Raw genomic sequence first — 22,187 nt, forward strand, 5'->3', positions numbered from 1 at the left:
TTAAGACAAAGGTAATTATATTTGGGAAGAATACAATGTGGTAATGTGCTAATATGCCACATTAACACCTTAACACCATGGACAACAGATATTTCAAACGTGACATCAGCTGGCTTTCCTTCAACTACCGCGTACTGCTGGAAGCGGAAGACGAGACATTGCCGCTATACGAACGCATCAACTTTATTTCTATATACTCTTCCAATCTGGAAGAATTCTACAAGATACGCGTAGCCGACCATAAGGCCATAGCCACCGGAGCCTCGCAAAGCGATGAAGAGACTATGCAGTCTGCCGCCGAACTGGTAGATGAAATCAACCAAGAAGTCAATCGCCAACTGGAGGAACGTATCCGCATCTACGAACAGAAGATACTGCCCGCCCTGCGGAAACATCACATCATATTCTATCAAAGCCGCAACGTAGAACCGTTTCACCGCGACTTTGTGCGCAACTTCTTCCGCGAAGAGATATTCCCTTATCTGGCCCCGGTGCCCGTAAGCAAGGACAAGGTGATTTCATTCCTGCGCGACAACCGTCTCTATCTGGCCGTACGGCTTCATCTGAAAGGAGCTCCCGCCAGTTCTCCAAACTGCATCCAGTATTTCGTGATGAAACTGCCGTACAGCAAAGTGCCGCGCTTCATCCAGCTGCCCAAGGTGGGGAAAGACTATTATCTGATGTTCATTGAAGACATCATCAAGGCCAATCTGGATACCATCTTCCCCGGTTATGAAGTGGACAGCAGTTATTGCATCAAGATTTCACGCGATGCGGATATTCTGATAGACGATGCCGCCAATACCTCCGAAATCATCGAGCAGGTGAAGAAGAAGGTAAAGAAACGCAAGATAGGCGCCGTGTGCCGTTTTGTATACGACCGCGCCATGCCCCAGGACTTCCTCGACTTTCTGGTAGATGCCTACCGCATAGACCGCCGGGAGCTGGTGCCGGGAGACAAGCACCTCAACATGGAGGATTTGCGGCATCTGCCCAATCCCAACCAAAGCGTACGTCCCATCAAGAAACCCCAGCCCATGAAGCTGACCTGCCTGGACGAACGCGAATCCATCTTCCGCTATGTGGAGAAGAAGGACCTGCTGCTGCATTATCCCTACCACTCCTTCGACCACTTCATCCATTTTCTATATGAAGCCGTCCACGAACCCACCGTGCGTGAAATCATGGTGACCCAGTATCGCGTGGCAGAGAACTCCACCGTCATCAACACCCTGATAGCCGCCGCACAGAACGGAAAGAAAGTCACCGTCTTTGTGGAACTGAAAGCCCGCTTCGACGAAGAAAACAACCTCGCCACCGCCGAGATGATGAAAGCTGCCGGCATCAACATCATTTTCAGCATACCAGGACTAAAGGTACATGCCAAAGTAGCCCTCGTGCTACGCCGCGACAAAGAAGGGCGCAAACTGACAAGCTACGCCTACATCAGCACCGGCAACTTCAACGAAAAGACCGCCACCCTCTATGCGGACAGCGGACTATTCACCTGCAACCCGGTGATTGTAAACGACCTGCACAACTTGTTCCGTACTCTGCAGGGAAAGGAAAATCCGGTGTTCCACCGCCTGCTTGTGGCCCGCTTCAACCTGATTCCTGAACTGAACCGCCTCATCAATCACGAAATAGAACTGGCTCGGCAAGGCAAGCAAGGACGGATTATCCTAAAAATGAATGCCCTGCAAGACCCTGCCATGATAGACCGCCTCTACGAAGCCTCGCAAGCCGGTGTAGAGATAGACCTCATTGTCCGCGGCATCTGCTGCCTCATCCCCGGGCAGGAGTACAGCCACAACATCCGCGTGACACGCATCGTGGATACCTTTCTGGAACATGCCCGTGTGTGGTACTTCGGCAACGGCGGCGCACCCAAGCTCTTCCTCGGCTCGCCGGACTGGATGCGGCGTAACTTGTACCGCCGTATCGAAGCCGTCACCCCCATTCTGGACCCAGACTTGAAGCAAGAGCTCATCGATATGCTATCCATACAACTGTCGGACAAACGGAAAGCCTGCTTTGTGGACGACCGGTTGCGAAACCGCTGGAAGTCATCGCGACCGCAAAAGGAGAAGGTACGGTCGCAATATAGCTTTTACGAATACTTGAGAGAGAAAATATAAACAACTCTGCCCCAATATACCTCCGGCTCAACAGTCTTTTATAGGACACAGACGTACGGCAGTTCCTCCACTACGTGCTTGCCGAATGGTGAGGGTATCACTATAAGTCACTTCGCGCTCTTCTATAAGTATAGCAGCAGGACATGTCTCATAATCGGACTCAGGAGCATCACGATAAATAGTAGCCAGATAGCTTTTATCTGTATCGAGAAAAGACAGACTGATATTAGCCGTTCGTTCCTCATCTCCCGTGATACTGCCTATATACCAGCATCCCTCTCCTTTATCACAACGGGCAATAGTAACATAACTGCCAATGCATGCTTCCGGCACCACTGTTCTGCTCCAATCTGTAGGACAAGATACTATAAAATTAAAAGGTTCCGGATTAGCCTCGTAATTCTCTATTTCATCCGAAGCCATTTGTAACGGTGAATAGAGCACCACAAACAGCGCCAATTGTTTGGCCAGTGTGGTATGTACACGTGTCTGTGGCATTACATCGTTAACAAACCGAAACGTCACCGGTGTAAAGTCCATCGGGCCTGCCAACCCACGAGTGAAAGGCAATATTACGGTATGAGAGGGAGGATTTCCACCATCTACATCCCAAGCGTCCCATTCTTGTCCACGTACTCCCTCTTGTGTCATCAGATTAGGAAAAGTACGCTGCAAACCTGTAGGAATCACCGGTTCATGATTATCAATACAGATACGGTGACGGGCAGCAGCCTCTATTACCTTGCGATAATGAAGTACACCAAACTGACTGCTATGATATTCTTTCCCATCAAGCAAATCGCCCACATAACCCGTTTTTACTTGATGCACACCATATTTCTCATAGAACTTGAAACCATCTTCCATCTGATTTTCATAATTGGAAACATTACCGCCAGTTTCATGATGTCCTATCAAAGCTACTCCTTTGCTACGCCCATAATCAGTAATACGTTGTATATCAAAATCGGTATAAGGTTTTGTGAAACTAAACTTCCAAGTAGCCCAGTCTTCATTCCACCCTTCCACCAGTACACCTCCCAGGTTATTGGCAGCAGCAAAATCGATGTGACGCATTGTATTCTCTGTTGTGGCCCCATGATGGGGACCGGCATGCCAGGTGTTATGCTTCATGTGATAAGTCCACCAAATTCCAATATAGCGCATAGGTTGTATCCAGGAAGTATCGGTTATACGACAAGGTTCATTAAGATTTAACATGAGACGGGAAAGAAGCAAATCACCGGCAGATTCAGCCACTATCATTGTACGCCAAGGAGATACACGGGTATCGGTAACACGTACTTTCTCACCTGTACTCCAAGGTGTAAGAGCCGCACGTAATGTAACCGTTTTATTATCTTCAAGTTGTTCAACCGGCTTCAAGTTCATGGCAGCATAATCTGTAAGATTTGCTTCATGAATAGCCAAATAAAGGCTATCTGTTGTCTCAATCGTCACCGGAGTGCTTACCCATCCCATCTTACTAAGAGTTTTTTTCTCAAATAAGGCCTCGTAAAAACGAACTCCTTTCACTGGAATACTCCAAGCATCATAATCTGCAGGAAAAACGAATTCAGTCACTTCGTCATCAATAAGAAACTCTTGTAGCTGTTGCTGGCGCGGGAACTCATACCGGAATCCCATCCCATCATCAAAAAGACGAAAAATAATATTCAGTTCCCGCTCCAACGATGTTTCTTCCTTGAGGCATACCCTCAATTCATTATAATGATTTACAATTTCAGCCTCTTCCCCCCATACTGGTTGCCACACATCATTATGCGAATCATGCTTAACCTCTTTTAGAACGAAACCAGTCAAAAGATCTGGCGCATCCTTCAAAACCAATCCCAGACGTGAAGGAAGTAAAATATTCTTCCCCGCATGTCTTAAACAATATCGGGGAGCACCTTCTTCATCAAGTGTAAACTCTAAAGAAAGTTTTCCATTTGGAGAGGTCAACTTGATATGTTCCTGCTGGCATGAAATCATCCATAGGCCTAAACATAAAGCAAGTATAATCTGTAGCGTTTTTTTTAGTTTCATAGTCATTACCGAATTTAATTTTATATATCCAATTCTTATTTTATAAGTCTACTGACAAACAGTCCCTTTCCTTCCTCAGCCGGAATAACACAGAAGTTTACGAAACCACAGACAGACTCCGGTTCAAGCAACGTGGCAACCAAATTTCCTAAAGGTTGTGCCAAAGGTACCAACCAACTACCTATTGGAAGTTCTACATTATCTTCATAGACATCCGTTTCTACATTTACCGGATGAATCCCCTCCCATTCCTTCTCTGCACGATACAGACGGGTTACTTTGTAACGCTCAACTTTTGCTTTTTGTACACGGGTAACTTGCTCAATGTGTACACCCAACGCTCGAAGCTTACATACTGCTTCTGTACAGGGAGCATCGAGCAGATAAGCCTTAGGGCGAGTACGCATCAATTGAGGTGTTGCCTGCATGGCATCAAGGGTTGGCAGTTCAGTCTTAAACAGTTCATTGGCCTTATAATCGATAAAAGAGACTACATGACGTACAGTATCCGAAGTGAAAGTAACATATATCGGTTCAGTAGCTTTCAAGGTGCGCTTCCTGGCTTGTTCTATCTTACGTTTAATTGAAGCACGATGTTGCGCAGCAGTAACCAACGTTTGCCGTGCCACCAAGAAACCGCACTCACTACGACGTGCAAAACACTCCGGTCCCAATCCAATACCTCTTATTTCGACAAAAAGCGATACAGCTCCCGTCAATGCTTGAAAAGTAGAACTGGACTGCGGACTTTTGGCACCTTTTACAAGAACAAGGGAACCATCTGCCACACGAGGAGTAAAGTAGAAACCGGAAGCATAACCGGCACTATTTAAAACGACCTCTGCCTCACGACGAAAAAGTTCTTCAGACAGCGTACGTAAAGCTAAAGGCGCATTAAGATGTCCTGTAGGTAAAAAAAGTACATCAGCAGCATTTGCTGTCGGCACTCCACGTAATAAGTTAAACTCACGACGTAAAGGTGTATATTCATGAATATCAAGAGCTACGTCCGGATTCCATTGCTGATAGGACTGCTTCAACAGCAAAGTGACAGCATCCTCTAATTTGCTCTGATCGCGATTCAAATCGTAACCATCGGCCGAACGACGTTGCTGAATGGCATAACCATCAACATTGGCTATAGGAACCAAAGCCACAGCTATATGATTCAGCAATTCACGTCCTTCTTTTTCACAAAGTAAGTAACGGACAAGCATGCATACAGCCTCAGCACCTGCCGGCTCGTTACCATGCAGTGCCGCTTGAATCCATACCCTTACCTTCTTCTTGTCGGGAGTACCCAAATAAAGTACCGGAATGGTACGTCCTTGTTTGGTAACACCAATATTCTCCATATATGCCAAACCCGGAGAACGTACAACCAATTGTTGTAAATAGTCCTTTATCTCATCAACCGATGCCAATCCGCTACCGTAAGGTTTACTTAGAGTAGGTGTCTCACGGTCAAATTTGGGGTCAGGATAGAAACTTGCAGTTACTCCGGCAGGTTGCTTCGACTGATTTCTATTCCATAACACAAGATTAGCTAATACCACTTCTTGTGCTATCCTCTGTAAATAAAGAGCCGTTTCAGACGGTAGACCTGCATAATAATCGCTGCTAAAAGGCTCACCAAAAAAAATTGCATAAAAGACACAAGCCGCCAAATAACTGCCTGCAGGACTAGGATGGCTGCCATCAGAATTATACAACTGCAAACTTGGACACTCTCTACGTACACGTCTCCATGCCTCACCCACAGGAGCACAATAAGCATCAAGGACATCAGCCATTTCCAAATAGTTTTCCGTAAGTTGCTGCTGCATTCCTTCATAAGTATCATTATTACGCCCCCATGTCATATAACAGACACTTTTTCCTTTTGGGGCATAAAGACGGCGTAAACTATCTAACTGCGCCGCAGGATGGAATACATTCTTCTTTACCCATTCCTTTTCACGAGTAGGTGCCTTGCTCTGTTCCTGCATCACCATATAATCCCATCCTCCTTCACGAATCGCCTCTAATGTTTGCGTATTGGCTGCATGCTGTCTCAAGTACCAACCAGGGTTAGCAACCTGGCGCACTGATATTTTTTTTCCACATGAGGATGCTAACGATTGGACTTGCCATGGCAAACGATTAAAAAAAGTATAGCTGTTACCTATAAAAAGTACCCGTAAAGAATCTGTCGTCAATAATGGCACAGCTTGTTTCCCCATAGGGACAGCCTCATGCCCGATGCCGCACTCTTCTATCTTGCGCCAATGGCATTCCCAACCACGGGATGCAGCCAACTGGTGAATATAAAGCCAGAAACTACGCCCACGCTCCATACGGTTTCGTCCTTGTCGTTCAGCTTCAGGAGTCTTGCGTAGAAAAGACTCACGTATCGTATCTCCCAAAGCCAGCTGTAGTATGATAGGTTTTGACAAGTATTTTTTTATCTGTTCAGATGAAATATAGGGGATACCAGCCGTACCATAAGGATATGTCTGGGCCAAATCAGGAAAAGTATACCAACCGGGAGAACTTATAATAGCTTTTTCCACATAAGGACTATCGTGAAAAAGCATGAAACGCTGTACGAATTGCCCACCAGCAGAATGACCATAAATCATATATCCTTTGCGCATGCTTCCCGTAAATTGACGCACATATTCAAATAGTTTATCAACCAACACTGGTGTAATTTTTTCGGGAGCATTAGCTACTGTATGGGCAGCATTCATCACCCCCACCTCCTGATAGTCTGCCAAAGGATAAGATTTCAAATCAAAGTGAGGTATAAAAAGCATAAAACCCTTTCTCTCCGCTTCTTCTTTCCAACCGTCCAAAAGATAACGATAGCCGCGGTCTCCTCCTTCAAAGACAAATACAATAGGCATTTGTTTAATATCCCCCTGGGAAGGTATATAATAATGTACATCTACCGGGCGATCGGCAAAAGGAGGGTATTGACTATAAGTGAAGAAATGTTCACCTCTTGGCCTTTCCAAAGTCTGTTTCGCTATTGCAGATAAACAAATACAGAGGAATCCAATATAAAATATAATCAGCTTCTTCATAATTCGTACCTTCCCTTCTTTACTATTGTACCATCTTGCATTACAAATTTACCACGGGCAATGACATCTGTAAGCTGCAAATCTTCCGCCAAAAAACACAAGTCTGCATCTGCTCCTTGTGCCACAATACCTTTAGCTCGTAATTTCAGATTACGAGCCGGATTGGATGTTATCAATGTAATCGCCTGTTCCAATGGTACCCCCTCCTCATTGACTAATGCAACTACCTCCTTGAAATTTAAATTCAAAGGAGCAGGACGATAAGTTATTTCTCCAGTTTCAGGATTCACTCTGCGTACGCCACCATGGCCATCACTAGAAAAAGTAATGCGATCAAGGGGGACACCAGCTCGCAATGCACGTATCACACAACGATGGGGAGTATCAAACTTTGAGCCACCAGTCGAAAAATCAATCATTCCACCTAATTTACCAAATTCTACAGCCTGCATAAAAAGAGCTTCAGTACGTATCAGATGAGTAGGAGACAGATAAGATATCAGTGTAGGATAGTGACGAGCAATATTGAGTAAGGGCTCAATACCTTCCGGAAGTGCTCCCAAATGAATGTGGAGAATTCCTCCTTTACCAGATGTAAATCCCCCTAAACGTACCTGATGTATAATACGTAATATCTCTTGCTCTGTCGGAAACGGACTACGGTCATCACTCATCGCCAGCTTACAGCCAATAACTTTATCTATGAAGATAAGATCGTCAGCCACACTATTCATCAATGTTTTGGTAGGCAATCCGTAATAACTTGTCAGCATATAAGCCGACAATCCGTCATCGTCAATAGCTTTGGCCTTGGCATAAAGCGTAGTAAGTTCTTTGGCAAATCCATCAGTACCAAGCATACCCAATACAGTAGTAGTACCACATGCCACCAGTTCGCTCATAGTCACCTCGGGGACTAATGAGGCATAACCTTGTTGCCCTCCTCCACCAGTAATATGTACATGCTGATCTATAAATCCCGGAGTAACAATTTTACCTTGCACGTCAATAGTATGGCAAAATGATTCATTCAGTTCAATTGTCTTTGAAATATGCGCAATCTTTTCTCCGCATAGCAAAATGTCTGTTTTACCAAGATAGGCAGGAGCATATAAATTTGCATTCTTTATCAATGTAAACATAGCTGTCGATTAATTTTAGAAAGTGATAAGATGATAAAGTATCAAGAAAACAATTCCTCCTATTAAAGGAAATGTATTACGCCTTGCCAACTCCACTGATGACACACCGGCTACCCCGGCAATGGCAACAATGACTCCGGCAATAGGAGATGCGGCACGTCCCATGCTTGCCGCCAACTGCAAAGGAAGTATCAATGAAAAAACCGGCAAACCAAGCTGAGTGGCTATACCCGGCAATAAAGGACCAAATGAAAAAAAGGCTGCATTGCCACTTCCCATCAGCATGGCAGCTCCAAAAATAATGAGAGTAAAGATTGCGGCAATAGCTAATCCCGAAAGTCCGATATGAGAGGAATAACCCACCAATGAATCAATAAATCCCAAACCAATCAGTCCTTTAGAGAAAACTTCTGAAGCTACAATCAATGTTACAACTGAAGTAAACACATTTCCCATGCCTTTCCAAAAACTTGCAAAAACGTTAAAAGTAGTACGCACACTACGAGTATGAAACAACACAAATACCAATGATAAGAACAGAGAAAAAAGCATAGCAGTAGTGGTACCCAATGTTACAGTAGGCTGAAACAGTCCCACAAAAGGTGAAAAGAAAATGAGAAGAGCCAAAGGTAATACCGGGAGTAGCGCAAAAGCCAATGGAACATCCGGTTTTTCTACTAATGAGGTTGCAGTCACATTTGACACCTGCAATATGCCATCCTGCTGTTTCTTTGCATCTTTTTTATCAAAATAACGGTTATTGAAATAGAAGAGTACCATTACAACCAAGGAAGTAGGAATTACTAAAGGAAGTTGATGAGTGATGAAATATTCCACATTGGATTGTCCTATCAATTCGGCAGCCATAGCAGTATTTGCCGACCCCGGTCCCTGATCAAATAGAGTAGCAGCGGCAATGACTGACAATGCTGTAAGTTGACTTACTCCCAAACTAATTAAAACAGGATAAACCGAAGCCACAAGCAACAATCCTAATCCGGCAGCTGAAGGAGTAGTAATAAAAAGTAATTGTCCAATAGGAATAACTATAGTAGCCGCCAAATAAGGATAACGTCGAAAAAGACCTAATGGCTTCATGGAAATATAGACCAATGCATTAGTAGCCTTTATGTTATTCATGAAAGCTACATAACCGCCAATTGTCATTATCATAAACCCTGCACGCGCCAAATTAGAAAGAAAAACTTCCTCTATCATCCTTACCAAATCAAACACCACCATTCCCGTAGCTTTACTAGGTACTACCGAATGCACTTGCATGAAAAAAGCAGCTGTAAGCATTAATAAACCGGAAAGCATCAAAAGACCTTGAGGATTGAGCTTACGATAAAGACCTACCGCTGTAATCCCTACCATAAGAAGACTAAAAATGAAAGCCAATTCGGACATGATGTATCAAGATATTAAGTTTTTGTTTTCTTTTGAATATATGAATCTAAATCAGATATAAACACCGATATATACAAAGCCGTTTATATGCGGTATTTATATCTGACTATTATCTATCAATACCCCGGATTATTTTCCAAAGGATTACCAGTATTGGCATCAATGAATGATTGCGGCAGCGGGAAAAGGACAGGAGTTTCATATTCATCCATACCACGTCCTGCAATACCAGCTATCTCATTGAGTTCACGCATGCGACGTTTGAAATAGTTATTGGTATCACGTTCGTCACCACCATTTTCTTGGCAAACACGTACCAATGTATGACGACGTTCTTCCTCCGTAAGCAGTTCACGGCTGCGTTCATCAAGAATGAAATCCATACCACCGATTCTAAGATCATCTTCAGTAATACTTACAGCATTGGAACGATTACGTACTTTATTTATCCATTTAATGGCCTCGCCTACTTGATTACTCTTGTAAAGAGCCTCTGCATAAAGTAAATATGTATCTGCCAAACGTAAATAAACAATGTCCGCATAGTGTCCATCATTAGCTGCATTAGCCAAAATAGGTGGAGTATAATCCCATTTACGAGTAGTAGGCCAATCATATTTTTTAATGGAAGTAGAAGTTAGCATGGCTGCATTAACCGTAGTATCAATAAGTGCAGTACCACCTAAATCAAATACCTTGGTTACATTGCCGGCAGCATCTACATCATTAATACTCCATACGATAGCATTGGCAGATACACGGTCATCTTGTTCTCCCATTCCTTTATAATTGTACAAACGAAGTGCTCCTCTGGAAGGAACTACACGTCCGGCTCCCTTACCACCATTAGCTTGCCAAAAGACTTGTGCAAATGAACCTTCACCACCGTTATTGATATAGTCCGGATTATGCTGGTTTGTCTTTTTACAATCGCCATCATTAGCATAATAGTTCTTATAAGTTGTAGTCATATAGACATTTGCAGTACCATAGGCACTATTCTCCTCTTCTGTGTTAATGAAAGCCAGTAACACCTCCGTATTTCCATCAGCATACATAGGAGTATAAAATACGTCAATAAAAGGACATCCATCATTGGAAGCATTACTACCAAAGCGTTGATTTATAAGGGAATATTCTCCACTTTCCACTAATGGTTTCAGTACTGAAACTGCTTTTTCAGCATTACCTTCTGCCAAATAAAGTTCACCCAAATAGTGACGTGCTACAGCACCAGAGACTTTACTATTATTAGAAGTACGCAAAGGAAGGTTATCGACTGCAAACTGGAAATCTTCTGCCATCACTTCGCGAATACTACTCAAGGAAGCACGGTCCCAATCATCACGATAATTCAATCCTGTAATTTCTTGTGTTGAAAGGGGCACTGCACCAAATGAATAGGTAAGGTGACGGTAAGCCCAAGCACGGAAGAAGCGAGCTTCGGCCAACACCTCATTTTTACGATTTTCAGCATCAGCACCACTTCCCCAGTTAATGCCATCATTGTCAGCTCTTGAGATAACCATATTGGCAGTGTTGATGATACGATATCCCCACTGGAAAATATTATTCCAAATAGCAAGATCAGTGTAAGTTATCTCTTTGGGATTGTAGAGGAACTTCATTTCCGCATGACTATTATTGGCCCATGAATTATCTACCCCTCCACCCCAGGCAGAATGCAGACAGAGCGCAATACTTCCTCCCATTGCATCAGCACGGCGATACTCTGCACGCATAAGACCATAAAGAGGCGTTATCATCGATTTAAATCCATTGTAATCTACAAGTAAATTTTCAGGATAAAGTGCATCACGAGGATCTTCCTTAAGAAACTTATCCTCATTACAGCCGCCCATAGTGAGCAATAATACTGTAAACACTAAGACATTGAAATATGTTATTTTTTTCATATGTGCAATTTCATTTTAGCTTTTTATGATATATTACTCTCATCAAATATCTAACTTTAGTCCAAAAGTGAACGAACGTACTGGAGGAGCAGCCAATTGATCATTGAGAAATTCCGGATCCATACCTGTCCAGCCAGTTATTGTAGCCAAATTCTTAATGTTCATGTAAAGATTGAGCCGTTTGATGAAAGTACGACGCAACCATTGTTGTGGGAAATTATAACCCAATGTAACGTCGGAAATACGTAAGAAATCTGTCTTTTCATAGAAACTGGCTCCCTCTGGATTCACATCACTATTCAAACTATTTTTCGGATAGCTATTCGTAGGATTCTCTGGAGTCCAAAAATCCACCAAAAAACGGTTCTGGCGATATGAATTATGGCTTGTATCATACAAGGCATTCAGATGGGTTTGTCCTAACTGAGCCGTTAAGAACACACTCAGAGTGAAGTTTTTGTACTCAAAAGTGTTCATCAAACTCATATTTACTTTAGGAATAGCCGACCCTATAATAGTCTTATCAGCCGTTGTAATATCGTTACCATCTACATCAAGGTATTTCACATATCCAGGATACGAATTACGATAGTTAGGATCTTGCTGCCCTGTCGGGTTAGACGGATCAGCAATCTGCCATACACCGATAATTTTATAATCATAGTTCACATTGATAGGTTCACCAATAAACCACTTGGAAGCCACATCATCAACCGGCTTTCCATTAGCATCATACAAACCAACATCTACAATCTCCGAACGATAGTGTGAGAGGTTGAAAGAGGTGCTCCAGCGAAAACTCTTATGTGTAATGTTATTAGAAGTTATCTGGAATTCAAAACCACGATTACGGGTCTGTCCACGATTCTCAGTAATAGAGCCAGTACCATTAATGGTAGGAATAGAACGGGAAAGCAGCAAATCTTTGGTTTTAGACCAATAAATATCAAATGAACTCTGAATACGTCCATTCCAAAGTGCAATATCAAAGCCAGTATTAATAGATGTAGTAGTTTCCCAACCTAAACCGGGCGAAGCTAACTTCGACGGATAGAAACCAAACTGTGCAGTATGATCATCATTCAGATAATTGTAAGTTGAAAGATTAGGTAGTGTACTATAAGCACTGATAGCCTCATTGCCATTTTTACCCCATGACAAGCGATATTTCAGATTGCTAATGGTTTCACTTATAGGCTTGTCTTTAAAAAAAGATTCATTGGAAATATTCCATCCAATAGCGGCTGAAGGAAAAACGCCGAATTTAGAACTTTCACCAAAAGCGGAGTAACCATCACGACGAGCAGTAAGAGTTAACAAGTAACGATCATCATAAGTATAATTCAAACGCCCCATTTGTGAAATATGATTTTCTTTATAATAATTGGAATTACCAGACATTGTGGCAGCTTTAGAAATCTGGTAATAATACATCACATCATTGGGAAAATTCTTACCTTCCATTGTATTCTGTTCATATTCCTTGCTTTGAGCAGAATATAATCCTGTGAAAAATATACGATGTTTGCCAAATTCACGTTGATAAGAAATAATATTCTCCAAAATCCATTCTTCTGAATGCCAGTCATCAGTATTCAATACGCCATTAGCACTAGCTCCTTCGTAGGTATCCAAACCTTGATAATTCTTATAGGAGCTGTTTTGGTAAGTGAAGCCTGTATTCAATTTATAGCTCAGCCCTTTAATAAAGGGAAACTTTACCTCAAGCACATTATTAGTGATAACCTTTGCACGGATATCTTTTGTCTTATTATTAAGAGATCCCAACGGATTAATGCTGAAAGCTGAAGAGGAGTCCTCAGTAGCAGAAAGTGTAAGTGAACCATCCTCGTTATAAGCACGTCCCAACGGAACTTGTTTTATAGCCCGCCAAAAAGAAGCACTGCTACCACTACGATCGTAGCGACCTAACTGTGTAGTAGTAGAAAATTTCAACCAACTATTAAACTCCTGATCAAGATTGAAACGTATATTATAACGCTTGAACTCATTGCCTACCGCAGTTCCTTTCACATCCGTATAGTTCAATGAAATGAAATAGCTGGTTTTGTTAGCTCCACCACGGAAAGAAAGGTTATGCTGTTGTTTTATACCGGTCTGTGTTGCCAACTTCATCCAATCAGTACTCTGACCGGCAGCATACATAGCTAATTCAGTAGGAGTAAAGTTATCTAACCAAGGTTCAGGATTCTCTTCTGTAGGAGGAGTAGTATTGGTAGCCTTGAAAGCTTCAGATTTATACTTATAGAATTCTTTGCCATTCATCATACGAGGTAAATTGATAGGCTGGTCAATAGTAACATAAGTATCGTATGATACCGTCAATCTGTCTTTCTTACCGCGCTTAGAAGTAATAAGGATTACACCGTTAGAACCGCGAGCACCATAAATGGCTGCTGAAGAGGCATCCTTCAATACTTCTATACTCTCTACATCATTGGGATTGATTTCCGACCATGGACCATCAAAAGGTATTCCATCAAGAATAACAAGAGGTTTATTATCGGCCGTAATGGAGTTGTTACCACGAATACGTGTAGTAGTGGACGAACCTTCAGCATTACTACCCGTCACACTAATATTCAATCCTGGAACTGCTCCTTGCAAAGATTGAATCAAATTAGCTTGTGGGCGACTTTCAAGTACATCCGAGTTAACTGAAGCAACCGAACCTGTAAGATCACTTTTGCGCTGTACACCATAACCTACTACTACCACCTCATCCAGTGCCTGGTTATCTTCTTTCAGTACAATCTTTAACGATGATGCGTCTTTCACCTGCAATGTCTTGGATATATACCCAATAAAACTTATCTCCATTACCGCCCCCTTAGTCACTGAAGCGAGTTTAAAGTTTCCTTCTACATCGGTAATGGTGCCCGTACCCGTACCTTGTATCACTACATTGGCACCGATTATCGGTTCTCCTTGTTCATCTGTCACATTTCCGTTAATATTCCATGTCTGTGCATGAAGTGAGCTTGAAAGTGACAGCATCCACATAAGACAGACAAGCAGAATACCACTTGCGTCTCTCGATTTTTGTCTGGTTTTCATAAATTACATTTTTAAGTTAATAGGAACTTGTGTGTAAAAAATCTCGAGAGCAAAATTAGACAATGTAACAACCGATTATATTCACTGGTAGAGGATTTGGTAAATTCACAAAGTTATATATTGCTGATTATCTTTCAATTACAGACAGACTCAATAGATTTTCAGTAGTGATTTAAATTAAATCGGTAATCAAAAACATGTATATAGATAATTGCCATTCGATAGTATTAAGCTATTGAATGGCAATTATCTATATACATGTGGGTAAAAAATGAGAGAAACGCTCAGTCTTCAAATTACTTTTTACAAACCTCTTTCACAGCTCGAAGAAATTCCTCCTTACTGAGCGAAGATTTATTTAAAGTTATAGAACGATTATTATATACGGTTTGCAGTGAACAGTGCAAAAATTCTGCAATCTTCTCACTATCCGTTACCCCCATTCGTATCAAAGCATGAATACGAAGTTCTGTATTAAGCCGCCCAGACTTCACTTCAATATGTTCTTCGGGACGTAGCAAACTATTGAAGTGCTCTACAAAATCAGGGTATAAATGTAGAATAATGGAATCAAATTTCTCATAAAAATCCTTCATTTCATCGCTCATGGTAGAAGTAGAACTAATCATCTTCTTTAAATCTTCAAGTTGCCCAGCCTTTAATTTACGGTTTAACTTTTTACGATACTCCTCCATACGGCAAATATAGGATGAACAAAGTTTGAATACCTGACCAATATACTCCTCCTTAATATAATTTGTGTCACGTAGAACCAAATTGAGCTTTTGCAGTTCACTATTAAGACTCTTCAATCTACCATTGGCCACATGTAGCTCAACCAAAGCTTTCCTACGTCTTCTTGTTTGCCTTCTCAAAAAGAAAAGAGCTATCAGCAATACAATAGTGAGAAAACTAATAAATAAAAGGAATAGCTTTAGCTGCTTCTGTTGCATATGATCACGTTCAATGTAGCTTTGATGTATCCTTCTCTGCAACTTCTGCTGATGAAGCAGTCGTACACGGCTCTTAAAAGTTATACCGATATCAGAACAATAAGTACTATAACGATAGGCTCGGTCCAACTGACCTTGTTCATATAAATAGGAAGCCAATGCATATAACGAACCAATATCACGATTCACAGCATATACATCAGCAATACCTGAGAGAATCATATTTTCCAGCCACTTGGTATGGTTGTGCTCTTTTTCATAAAGTAGAGCCAAGTTATAAGCTAAAATAGAATAATTACGACTATTAGGTAGAAGACGTTGTTTTTCCTTTTCCAACTCATCCCTAATGGCAATACGTTGTGCACCGGGAACATCTTGATATTTCCACACACGGCTATAAAGGTAGCGTGGTTCGTCAGGAGTGGCCGTCTGCAATACTGAATCTGAATATAACGCATAAAGTTGACCATAATGCTCATGTAATGCATCATCACCTAATGAATAGAGTTGCAACCGCGAGCAGAGAGTACGCATCTGACCATAATAACGCGAACGTAAGTAGCGAGGCATACTGGAAGAACAGAGTGAATGCATTACTTCAGAGGCTTGACTAAGCAAGCCATTAGCCGTATAAACAAAACCAATACCTAATAAAGATTCAATCTCACGATTCTTATCATGATATTGTCGTGCTAAATCAAGGCTTTGTGTAGTATACTTCATAGCCGAATCTGCATCATACACACGATATTCTTGATAAATAGCCTGATTAAGTTCATACTGTTTCTCAAATGCCTTAGATTGTCTTAGTGAATGCTTCAACGCCTCTATTCGCTCCTCTTTCTGCAAAATAAGTTTATCAGAATTATCTATCAGACTATCTAATTGAGTAAACAATGCCTCATTTGCCTTAGCAGCACTATCTGAGATATGCTGCTTGCATCCAGCACAAAAAAACAAATATAGTAAGAAGAATAGGTTTAAACAAAAATGGTTTTTCATATTTCTATATTCGTTGGTAGAATTCATTTATTTAATAAATGAATTAAAAAAGTTACATACATCTTTGATTTTTAATATCAAAGTTCTAATTACAATCAATTCTACACACAACTTGTATGCAATATTCGCAAGAATTCTCGACATCTGCAAACAATTAACTAGTAATTTGGCTGCTTAACATAGAAATAACCAAATACGAAACACAAAAGCATCCACTCTTCTATTATACTTATATTGTTACTCTTAAATGCTTAACATTAATGATTATTAGGAGAATAAGAGCAATCGCTCTTAACACAATACCATTCTATTCCAAAACATTTGTAACATTTCTGTAACATGTATGACATTTCTAACATATACTGTTTTACAAGCAATTACAGAGATATTATTAAATATTTGGCTTAAAACGCCCCATCTAGAATTGTACAAAAATAACTTATAAAATTGAATAAACTACTATTAGGGATAGAAAAAGTTATAAGTACAATAAACAAAAAAGCCAGCTATCATCTCGATAACCGGCTTTTAATTTTACTCATCAGTAGAAGTTCTTTGAGATTGTGTGAACTGCTCGTAGAATTTGTTAAGAAGACGATTTATAATGGTCTCTTTGGTATCGCCACCTCGTTGTCCTTTGGCTTTCTCTATCTGCTCTGCTTTCTCTTTGCTCAAACTTGAAAAGAAGTCAACCAGATTGTCAATCACACTAACTTTTTGTTCATCGCCTGCTTCATCGTATTTATTGATAACCCAATCAACGAGAGTTCGACTTTTGAGAACCTCTTTAGAGAGGTGTTCTTCTGCTGCTTTTAATAATTTCTCACCTCTTTCCAATCCATTAGTTTTCCGTAATTTATCACTTATCTTACCTGCCATTGCATCTGCCATTATCTCTTTAGTAATACTCGCTTTAAACGTTCCCCATTTTGAGGCAGTTGGTAATGGATAACCTTGTTCAGTAAGCTTCACGATAAAATCAAGTAGCGGAAGTTTCTCTTTGCACGCCATTTTAGCCCCCTTAGGAAAGTCGCCTCCCTTCCAGGGATTTGTACAAATGTTAATTTCTGAAAACATTCTCGAGACTGCAATTTCTTCATTCAAAGCATAGATAAGATAGAACTCACCTTTGTACTTTTCTTCGTCTTTTAAGTCCTTGTTAGCTTCCAGAAGATTTAGATGAGCTTTGTAACGGTGGTTTGCATCCACTAACACAACGTACCGGGCTGCATCAGCTGCGCTAATGATTTCTCCCGTTTCAAAATCTACAATTTTCAATCCGGCTTCTATAACCTTCATTGCATCCAGTATGATAGCAGGAACTAACATTCCATTTGCCTTCATGGACTTCATTTTGGCTTTAACCACCTTTTCGTCAAAGTTACGATTACCTGATAGCCTAGCTATCTTATAGCCTTGGTCTAACAATGTTGATAAGGCAATAACTTTTAATAAAAGTTCTTCTTTGAATAAATTTTTCTCATTGTTCATATTTCTTTATTACGCTGCCTCCTACAGCAATTAATTATTAATATGCTGCAAAGGTAAGGAGTTGTAAGTGGCTATATGTGAATATTAGAATCATCCTCAAATTTCACACGATTTATGTACTTTAGGCATTCATATCTCAATTTTGTTATTTCCGGATTGGATATGATAGTAAAAGGCATAACCATTCCATTTATTGTAACTAAAGGCTTATTTATTAATAATTTCTCCCCATCACTTATCAGTTTCCTATATCTGGCTGTATCTTCAGCAGTAGTTTTATAACGCCCAAACAAATATAATATTTGTAGGATTAGTTCTTTCTCTTTATCCGTAAATTTGCCATTCAGATAACTTGTTAAGAAGCGTTCTAGTTCTTTTGCAAAGAAATAGTCCAATGTCCTTTTGTTAATTGATTCATTAACCAACTTATCAATAGAGGTAATTTCATCAACGACATACCGTTTCAAATTATCTATAGTGATAATATCTCCTTGCATATTTAAATATGAGATAAGTATTTTTTCTACTAATTCCTCATTCTTGATAGTGATATTTTCTGTTTTACCATCAATGCTACATTTAAATTCAATAGCTGATACATCTACTTTCTTCTGGTCAAGGGTAAAGATACGATATAGTTTCAGATACTCGTCCATAAGGGATAATGAGATTCTTGCTACCGGATATTTAGTCACCATAGCATACAACAGAACTGATAATCTCCATAACTTCCTTGCATTTAAATTCCCTATAAACACATGCAAGATAGTATCATGTACGAACACATTTTCTGATAAATGTTGTCCTTCTTCGCCAATTGTTATAGACTGCGCAAAAGCTACAGCCTGTTCATAATCAATATTACTAATGTCATTTAATATAATTTCTCCTTGTATCTCAATCACTTCCCCTTTAGAGGTCTTTACTTTGCCTTTTAGGATATTCAAACAGTGTTCCTTATAATAATCTACATATTCATTCATGGTATTATCTTTTAAAATCAATGGCTGCAAAGAAACAAATTTATCCAATATTCCAGTTCACTGTATTATAAAAAATAAGGCAGTAAATGAAATTTCACTTACTACCTTACATTTGTCTTGTCTTTACTTTGCTATATTCTACGTTCCTTATCATATCCCAGATTGTAGAACTTCTTAAAGCCTTTCCATATACAGCTTGGAAATTCCACCATAATACCTATGATGATAAATGGAAGTATGGGGAAAAATAGACATCTCTAATCATAGCCCAAATACAGTCCTACAATTACGCCTATGACATATAAGGCTGTCATAATTCCGCAACCTATCATTACTCCTCTTCCTCCTGCCATTGCGTATTTAATTGGAGCATTGGGAGTGAAAAACTCCGGTTGTTTATTGGGCATTAGTTTACCAGCCATATTAATTCATTTATTAGATTTATAGTTATTACGTTCCTTATCTATAAGGTTAGATAAATCTTGCATTGTCATTCCAATTGCAGGCATATCATATTCTTTAACCAATCCCACACTTGAATACACTCTTACATGTATTGTGGTTGTAGTATCTTCCGTTTCTTCATACTTCATTACAAAGGTATGTTTAGGACAATACTTATGGTCTGGTGTGTATATGTCTAAATCTATTTCTAATTGAGTATTATTAATTAGATTAACAGCTAATTTGCTACTAAGACTCTTATATATTTGCTCATATTCACTGTAATCAGAGTTAGCTTTGATATACTTCTCATACACTTCTAACAACTTGTCAGTAGTATATCTTTCATAATTATTACGAAACTTGAAGAAAGCTATAAAGTCCTTTACCTGGTATCTTTTATACTCTGAATGTTCATTAATAAATCCATTTATCGTATCCATAACTCATTTCCATTATTTTTTTAGATTTATAGTTATTCATCTACTGTTCTTCAATCTCCTTAAACTTATCATCTATCCAGTCTTCACACATAGGCTTATCCAATTTCACTGGTTTACTGTAATCAATATCCTTCCATAACTGCTCATATATCCATTCTGGAATATGCCTGCCCTTAGGATAATCTACACGTACATCATCACTATATACTTTGCCCTTTGGCTTTGGTTTTAACTTACGTATAATCCATTGACATATCTTACATGTAATCATAATTTACCTCCATTTTTATATCCTAATTTTCCTAGTTCATTAGGAATGAATACCTCCTAACAATTGGTAAGTCCTTCTATGATATAATCTCTTTTTAAGTATTCTATTGGGTTGGTTTTATGTCAATTATCCATTCTTTTATGATTACAGAACCTATTATTTCTTCTATTTGGTTTTCTGTTAATTCTCCTGCTTCATGTTTGACTAGAATTTCTTCTAATAAATTATAATAATCTTCGTTAGTCATATACATTAAGCTTCCTTCCTCCCATAGTCCTAATTCAAATATTCTTATTGGAATACATATAGACAATATATCTTTATCTGGGCATAAACCTTTGTAAAAAGAATACAAGTTGATATTCTCATCTGTTTTTATACATAAAGCACGATGTTTTATTACAATGGCATTACCATGTTGCTTTATCAATACATTTATCTTATGGAAAAATTCTTGTTTATCAAGAGTATAATATATTTCCTTAAAATCTTTAGGAACCCAATAGTATAAACAGTTACCATATATATCTTCTTCCAATTCTTCTATAGAGTTATATTGGTTTATATATGGCTTATCCTTAGCTGTTCTATTCCTAAATATTTCAAGATAATAGGTTAGCATATCATCATCAGATAAGCTGAAATTATGAGGGAAACCGTTTGGGGGACAAATAGCTTTTACCCATGTTGGTTTGGGCATTCCATCATAGGAATATGTAGAATATGGTATTTGGCTGAATTTTATCATACTATTGTGTTTATTAATGACCGTGTTTACTATATTTTTCAAGTTCTTTAATTTGTATATCTGGTTGGCAAGAAACATCGAACCCTAAAAAGTACTCTATATCATATTGGATTGCATTTATATTCTCCTTCACAAATTCAATACAAAAACGGTAACTTTTATCAATCCCATAAAAATAATTCCAACTTCCTGCCAAATCCAATCCATGACTATTTCCCCAACATCTCACATCACCAATTCCCAATCGAACCACCGCCATATTGTTTAAACCTAATAAATGAACTTCTTCTGCCACTCCATTACCTGCGTAACCTATACCTAGAAGTAAAGTCCTCTTACTAGGAGTAAAATCAATATCCTTATCTCTAATGATATATAAAGCTCCACACTGTAATAGTACTTTTGACGATTTGTTTTTTTGCCAATTTACCCTAACTTCATCCAAGCTCTTGGAAGTATGGACTATAGCTGTTAGAGTTGCAGTTTCTTTCCATAATTCATTATAAAAAGCTTCAAACCCGTTAATATTATGCATCTTTACAAATTCACGGGAAAGTTTTTGAGGATTAACCACAATAAGAAAGTCAAATAATGGAGACAGAATACTCATGCGCTCATTAGCTAATTCTATTTGTTTTCGTCTTCCCAATTTAGGTGGCAGCAATATGATACCTCCTCTTACAACTCCAGTATTATTGAAATTGGAGATGATTGTAGGCAAAGTAAGCGGTAAGGCATTGCTACATAAATCTGCCATAACTAAAAAAAGTCTATCCCCTTTCATCATTTACAGACCTTCCTTCATAATCCGTATTTGCCGAGGTTAGATAATCAATAGGTGGATTGTATTCACAAAAGAAGCCATTTCCCGTTTTTAGGTTCGTACCTATACAAGTTCCCATTTGTGGGTACTCATACTTCCAATCTCCTATAATTTCCGTAAACGGGAAATATGGTGGATTTCCAATAGAATATGGTGACTTATCCATGTCTTTTATACGCATAATTACAAACTTTGCTTTATAAACATAATAACTATATACCAATAAAC

General features: G+C 39.5%; 15 protein-coding genes and 1 pseudogene. 2 read left to right on the forward strand and 14 right to left on the reverse strand.

Annotated elements, in window-relative coordinates; translation table 11 throughout:
- The first annotated feature begins 77 nt into the window (after positions 1–77).
- The gene (locus tag DWY57_RS03940) at positions 78–2,138 is read left to right on the forward strand and encodes an RNA degradosome polyphosphate kinase (protein WP_117589352.1); all 2,061 of its coding nucleotides are present in this window, start codon (positions 78–80) and stop codon (positions 2,136–2,138) included.
- A gap of 27 nt (positions 2,139–2,165) precedes the next feature.
- Here the strand turns inward: DWY57_RS03940 and DWY57_RS03945 are convergent, their stop codons facing one another.
- The 7 genes from DWY57_RS03945 to DWY57_RS03975 form a co-directional block, all read right to left on the reverse strand.
- Entirely contained in the window at positions 2,166–4,193 is a 2,028-nt protein-coding gene (locus DWY57_RS03945; protein WP_080707074.1) for a glycoside hydrolase family 97 protein, read from the reverse strand.
- A 29-nt stretch (positions 4,194–4,222) separates the two neighbouring features.
- Positions 4,223–7,255, reverse strand: coding sequence for a M14 family zinc carboxypeptidase (locus DWY57_RS03950; protein ID WP_022401144.1), 3,033 nt, complete (start codon positions 7,253–7,255; stop codon positions 4,223–4,225).
- On the reverse strand, positions 7,252–8,397 hold the full coding sequence (iadA, locus tag DWY57_RS03955; protein WP_009037984.1) for a beta-aspartyl-peptidase: 1,146 nt from the start codon (positions 8,395–8,397) through the stop codon (positions 7,252–7,254). Before iadA ends, DWY57_RS03950 begins: the two co-directional genes overlap by 4 nt.
- Before the next feature lie 15 nt (positions 8,398–8,412).
- A complete protein-coding gene (gene dcuC, locus DWY57_RS03960; protein WP_034529524.1) occupies positions 8,413–9,807 on the reverse strand; it encodes a C4-dicarboxylate transporter DcuC in 1,395 nt (464 codons plus the stop codon).
- A 116-nt stretch (positions 9,808–9,923) separates the two neighbouring features.
- Positions 9,924–11,723, reverse strand: a complete 1,800-nt coding sequence (locus DWY57_RS03965; RefSeq protein WP_022401142.1) for a RagB/SusD family nutrient uptake outer membrane protein — start codon at positions 11,721–11,723, stop codon at positions 9,924–9,926.
- 42 nt (positions 11,724–11,765) lie between these two features.
- Entirely contained in the window at positions 11,766–14,801 is a 3,036-nt protein-coding gene (locus DWY57_RS03970) for a TonB-dependent receptor (RefSeq protein WP_117600054.1), read from the reverse strand.
- 296 nt (positions 14,802–15,097) lie between these two features.
- Positions 15,098–16,783 carry a DUF6377 domain-containing protein gene (locus DWY57_RS03975; RefSeq protein WP_022401141.1) on the reverse strand — a complete coding sequence of 562 codons (1,686 nt, stop codon included), beginning with the start codon at positions 16,781–16,783 and terminating at the stop codon, positions 15,098–15,100.
- Positions 16,784–16,790: 7 nt separating this feature from the next.
- Between DWY57_RS03975 and DWY57_RS21225 the strand changes: the two are divergent.
- Positions 16,791–16,925: pseudogene (locus DWY57_RS21225) on the forward strand (IS982 family transposase); the annotation flags it as partial.
- A 365-nt stretch (positions 16,926–17,290) separates the two neighbouring features.
- Here DWY57_RS21225 and DWY57_RS03980 read toward each other — a convergent pair.
- The 7 genes from DWY57_RS03980 to DWY57_RS04010 form a co-directional block, all read right to left on the reverse strand.
- A complete protein-coding gene (locus DWY57_RS03980; protein ID WP_243634644.1) occupies positions 17,291–18,247 on the reverse strand; it encodes a hypothetical protein in 957 nt (318 codons plus the stop codon).
- 71 nt (positions 18,248–18,318) lie between these two features.
- The gene (locus DWY57_RS03985; protein WP_057254379.1) at positions 18,319–19,230 is read right to left on the reverse strand and encodes a hypothetical protein; all 912 of its coding nucleotides are present in this window, start codon (positions 19,228–19,230) and stop codon (positions 18,319–18,321) included.
- Positions 19,231–19,487: 257 nt separating this feature from the next.
- Complete coding sequence (locus DWY57_RS21230) at positions 19,488–19,652, reverse strand: hypothetical protein (RefSeq protein WP_243634646.1); 165 nt, start codon at positions 19,650–19,652, stop codon at positions 19,488–19,490.
- A gap of 6 nt (positions 19,653–19,658) precedes the next feature.
- On the reverse strand, positions 19,659–20,117 hold the full coding sequence (locus DWY57_RS03995) for a hypothetical protein (protein WP_057254381.1): 459 nt from the start codon (positions 20,115–20,117) through the stop codon (positions 19,659–19,661).
- Positions 20,118–20,157: 40 nt separating this feature from the next.
- Positions 20,158–20,388 carry a hypothetical protein gene (locus DWY57_RS04000; protein WP_057254383.1) on the reverse strand — a complete coding sequence of 77 codons (231 nt, stop codon included), beginning with the start codon at positions 20,386–20,388 and terminating at the stop codon, positions 20,158–20,160.
- A 103-nt stretch (positions 20,389–20,491) separates the two neighbouring features.
- Positions 20,492–21,136: a hypothetical protein gene (locus DWY57_RS04005; RefSeq protein WP_057254385.1), complete on the reverse strand. Its 645-nt coding sequence runs from the start codon at positions 21,134–21,136 to the stop codon at positions 20,492–20,494.
- A gap of 13 nt (positions 21,137–21,149) precedes the next feature.
- A complete protein-coding gene (locus DWY57_RS04010) occupies positions 21,150–21,923 on the reverse strand; it encodes a hypothetical protein (RefSeq protein WP_057254387.1) in 774 nt (257 codons plus the stop codon).
- Between the last annotated feature and the right edge of the window lie 264 nt (positions 21,924–22,187).

Origin of the sequence: Bacteroides sp. AF25-5LB (assembly GCF_003602965.1) — a bacterium.
Lineage (GTDB): Bacteria > Bacteroidota > Bacteroidia > Bacteroidales > Bacteroidaceae > Bacteroides > Bacteroides uniformis.

Coding starts and splice junctions, on each gene's coding strand:
- DWY57_RS03965 (WP_022401142.1), bottom strand. CDS start 11,723: ATGAAAAAAATAACATATTTCAATGTCTTAGTGTTTACAGTATTATTG.
- DWY57_RS03970 (WP_117600054.1), bottom strand. CDS start 14,801: ATGAAAACCAGACAAAAATCGAGAGACGCAAGTGGTATTCTGCTTGTC.
- DWY57_RS03995 (WP_057254381.1), bottom strand. CDS start 20,117: ATGGATACGATAAATGGATTTATTAATGAACATTCAGAGTATAAAAGA.
- iadA (WP_009037984.1), bottom strand. CDS start 8,397: ATGTTTACATTGATAAAGAATGCAAATTTATATGCTCCTGCCTATCTT.
- DWY57_RS03980 (WP_243634644.1), bottom strand. CDS start 18,247: ATGAACAATGAGAAAAATTTATTCAAAGAAGAACTTTTATTAAAAGTT.
- DWY57_RS03950 (WP_022401144.1), bottom strand. CDS start 7,255: ATGAAGAAGCTGATTATATTTTATATTGGATTCCTCTGTATTTGTTTA.
- DWY57_RS03940 (WP_117589352.1), top strand. CDS start 78: ATGGACAACAGATATTTCAAACGTGACATCAGCTGGCTTTCCTTCAAC.
- DWY57_RS21230 (WP_243634646.1), bottom strand. CDS start 19,652: ATGGCTGGTAAACTAATGCCCAATAAACAACCGGAGTTTTTCACTCCC.
- dcuC (WP_034529524.1), bottom strand. CDS start 9,807: ATGTCCGAATTGGCTTTCATTTTTAGTCTTCTTATGGTAGGGATTACA.
- DWY57_RS04005 (WP_057254385.1), bottom strand. CDS start 21,136: ATGATAAAATTCAGCCAAATACCATATTCTACATATTCCTATGATGGA.
- DWY57_RS04010 (WP_057254387.1), bottom strand. CDS start 21,923: ATGATGAAAGGGGATAGACTTTTTTTAGTTATGGCAGATTTATGTAGC.
- DWY57_RS03985 (WP_057254379.1), bottom strand. CDS start 19,230: ATGAATGAATATGTAGATTATTATAAGGAACACTGTTTGAATATCCTA.
- DWY57_RS03975 (WP_022401141.1), bottom strand. CDS start 16,783: ATGAATTCTACCAACGAATATAGAAATATGAAAAACCATTTTTGTTTA.
- DWY57_RS03945 (WP_080707074.1), bottom strand. CDS start 4,193: ATGACTATGAAACTAAAAAAAACGCTACAGATTATACTTGCTTTATGT.
- DWY57_RS04000 (WP_057254383.1), bottom strand. CDS start 20,388: ATGATTACATGTAAGATATGTCAATGGATTATACGTAAGTTAAAACCA.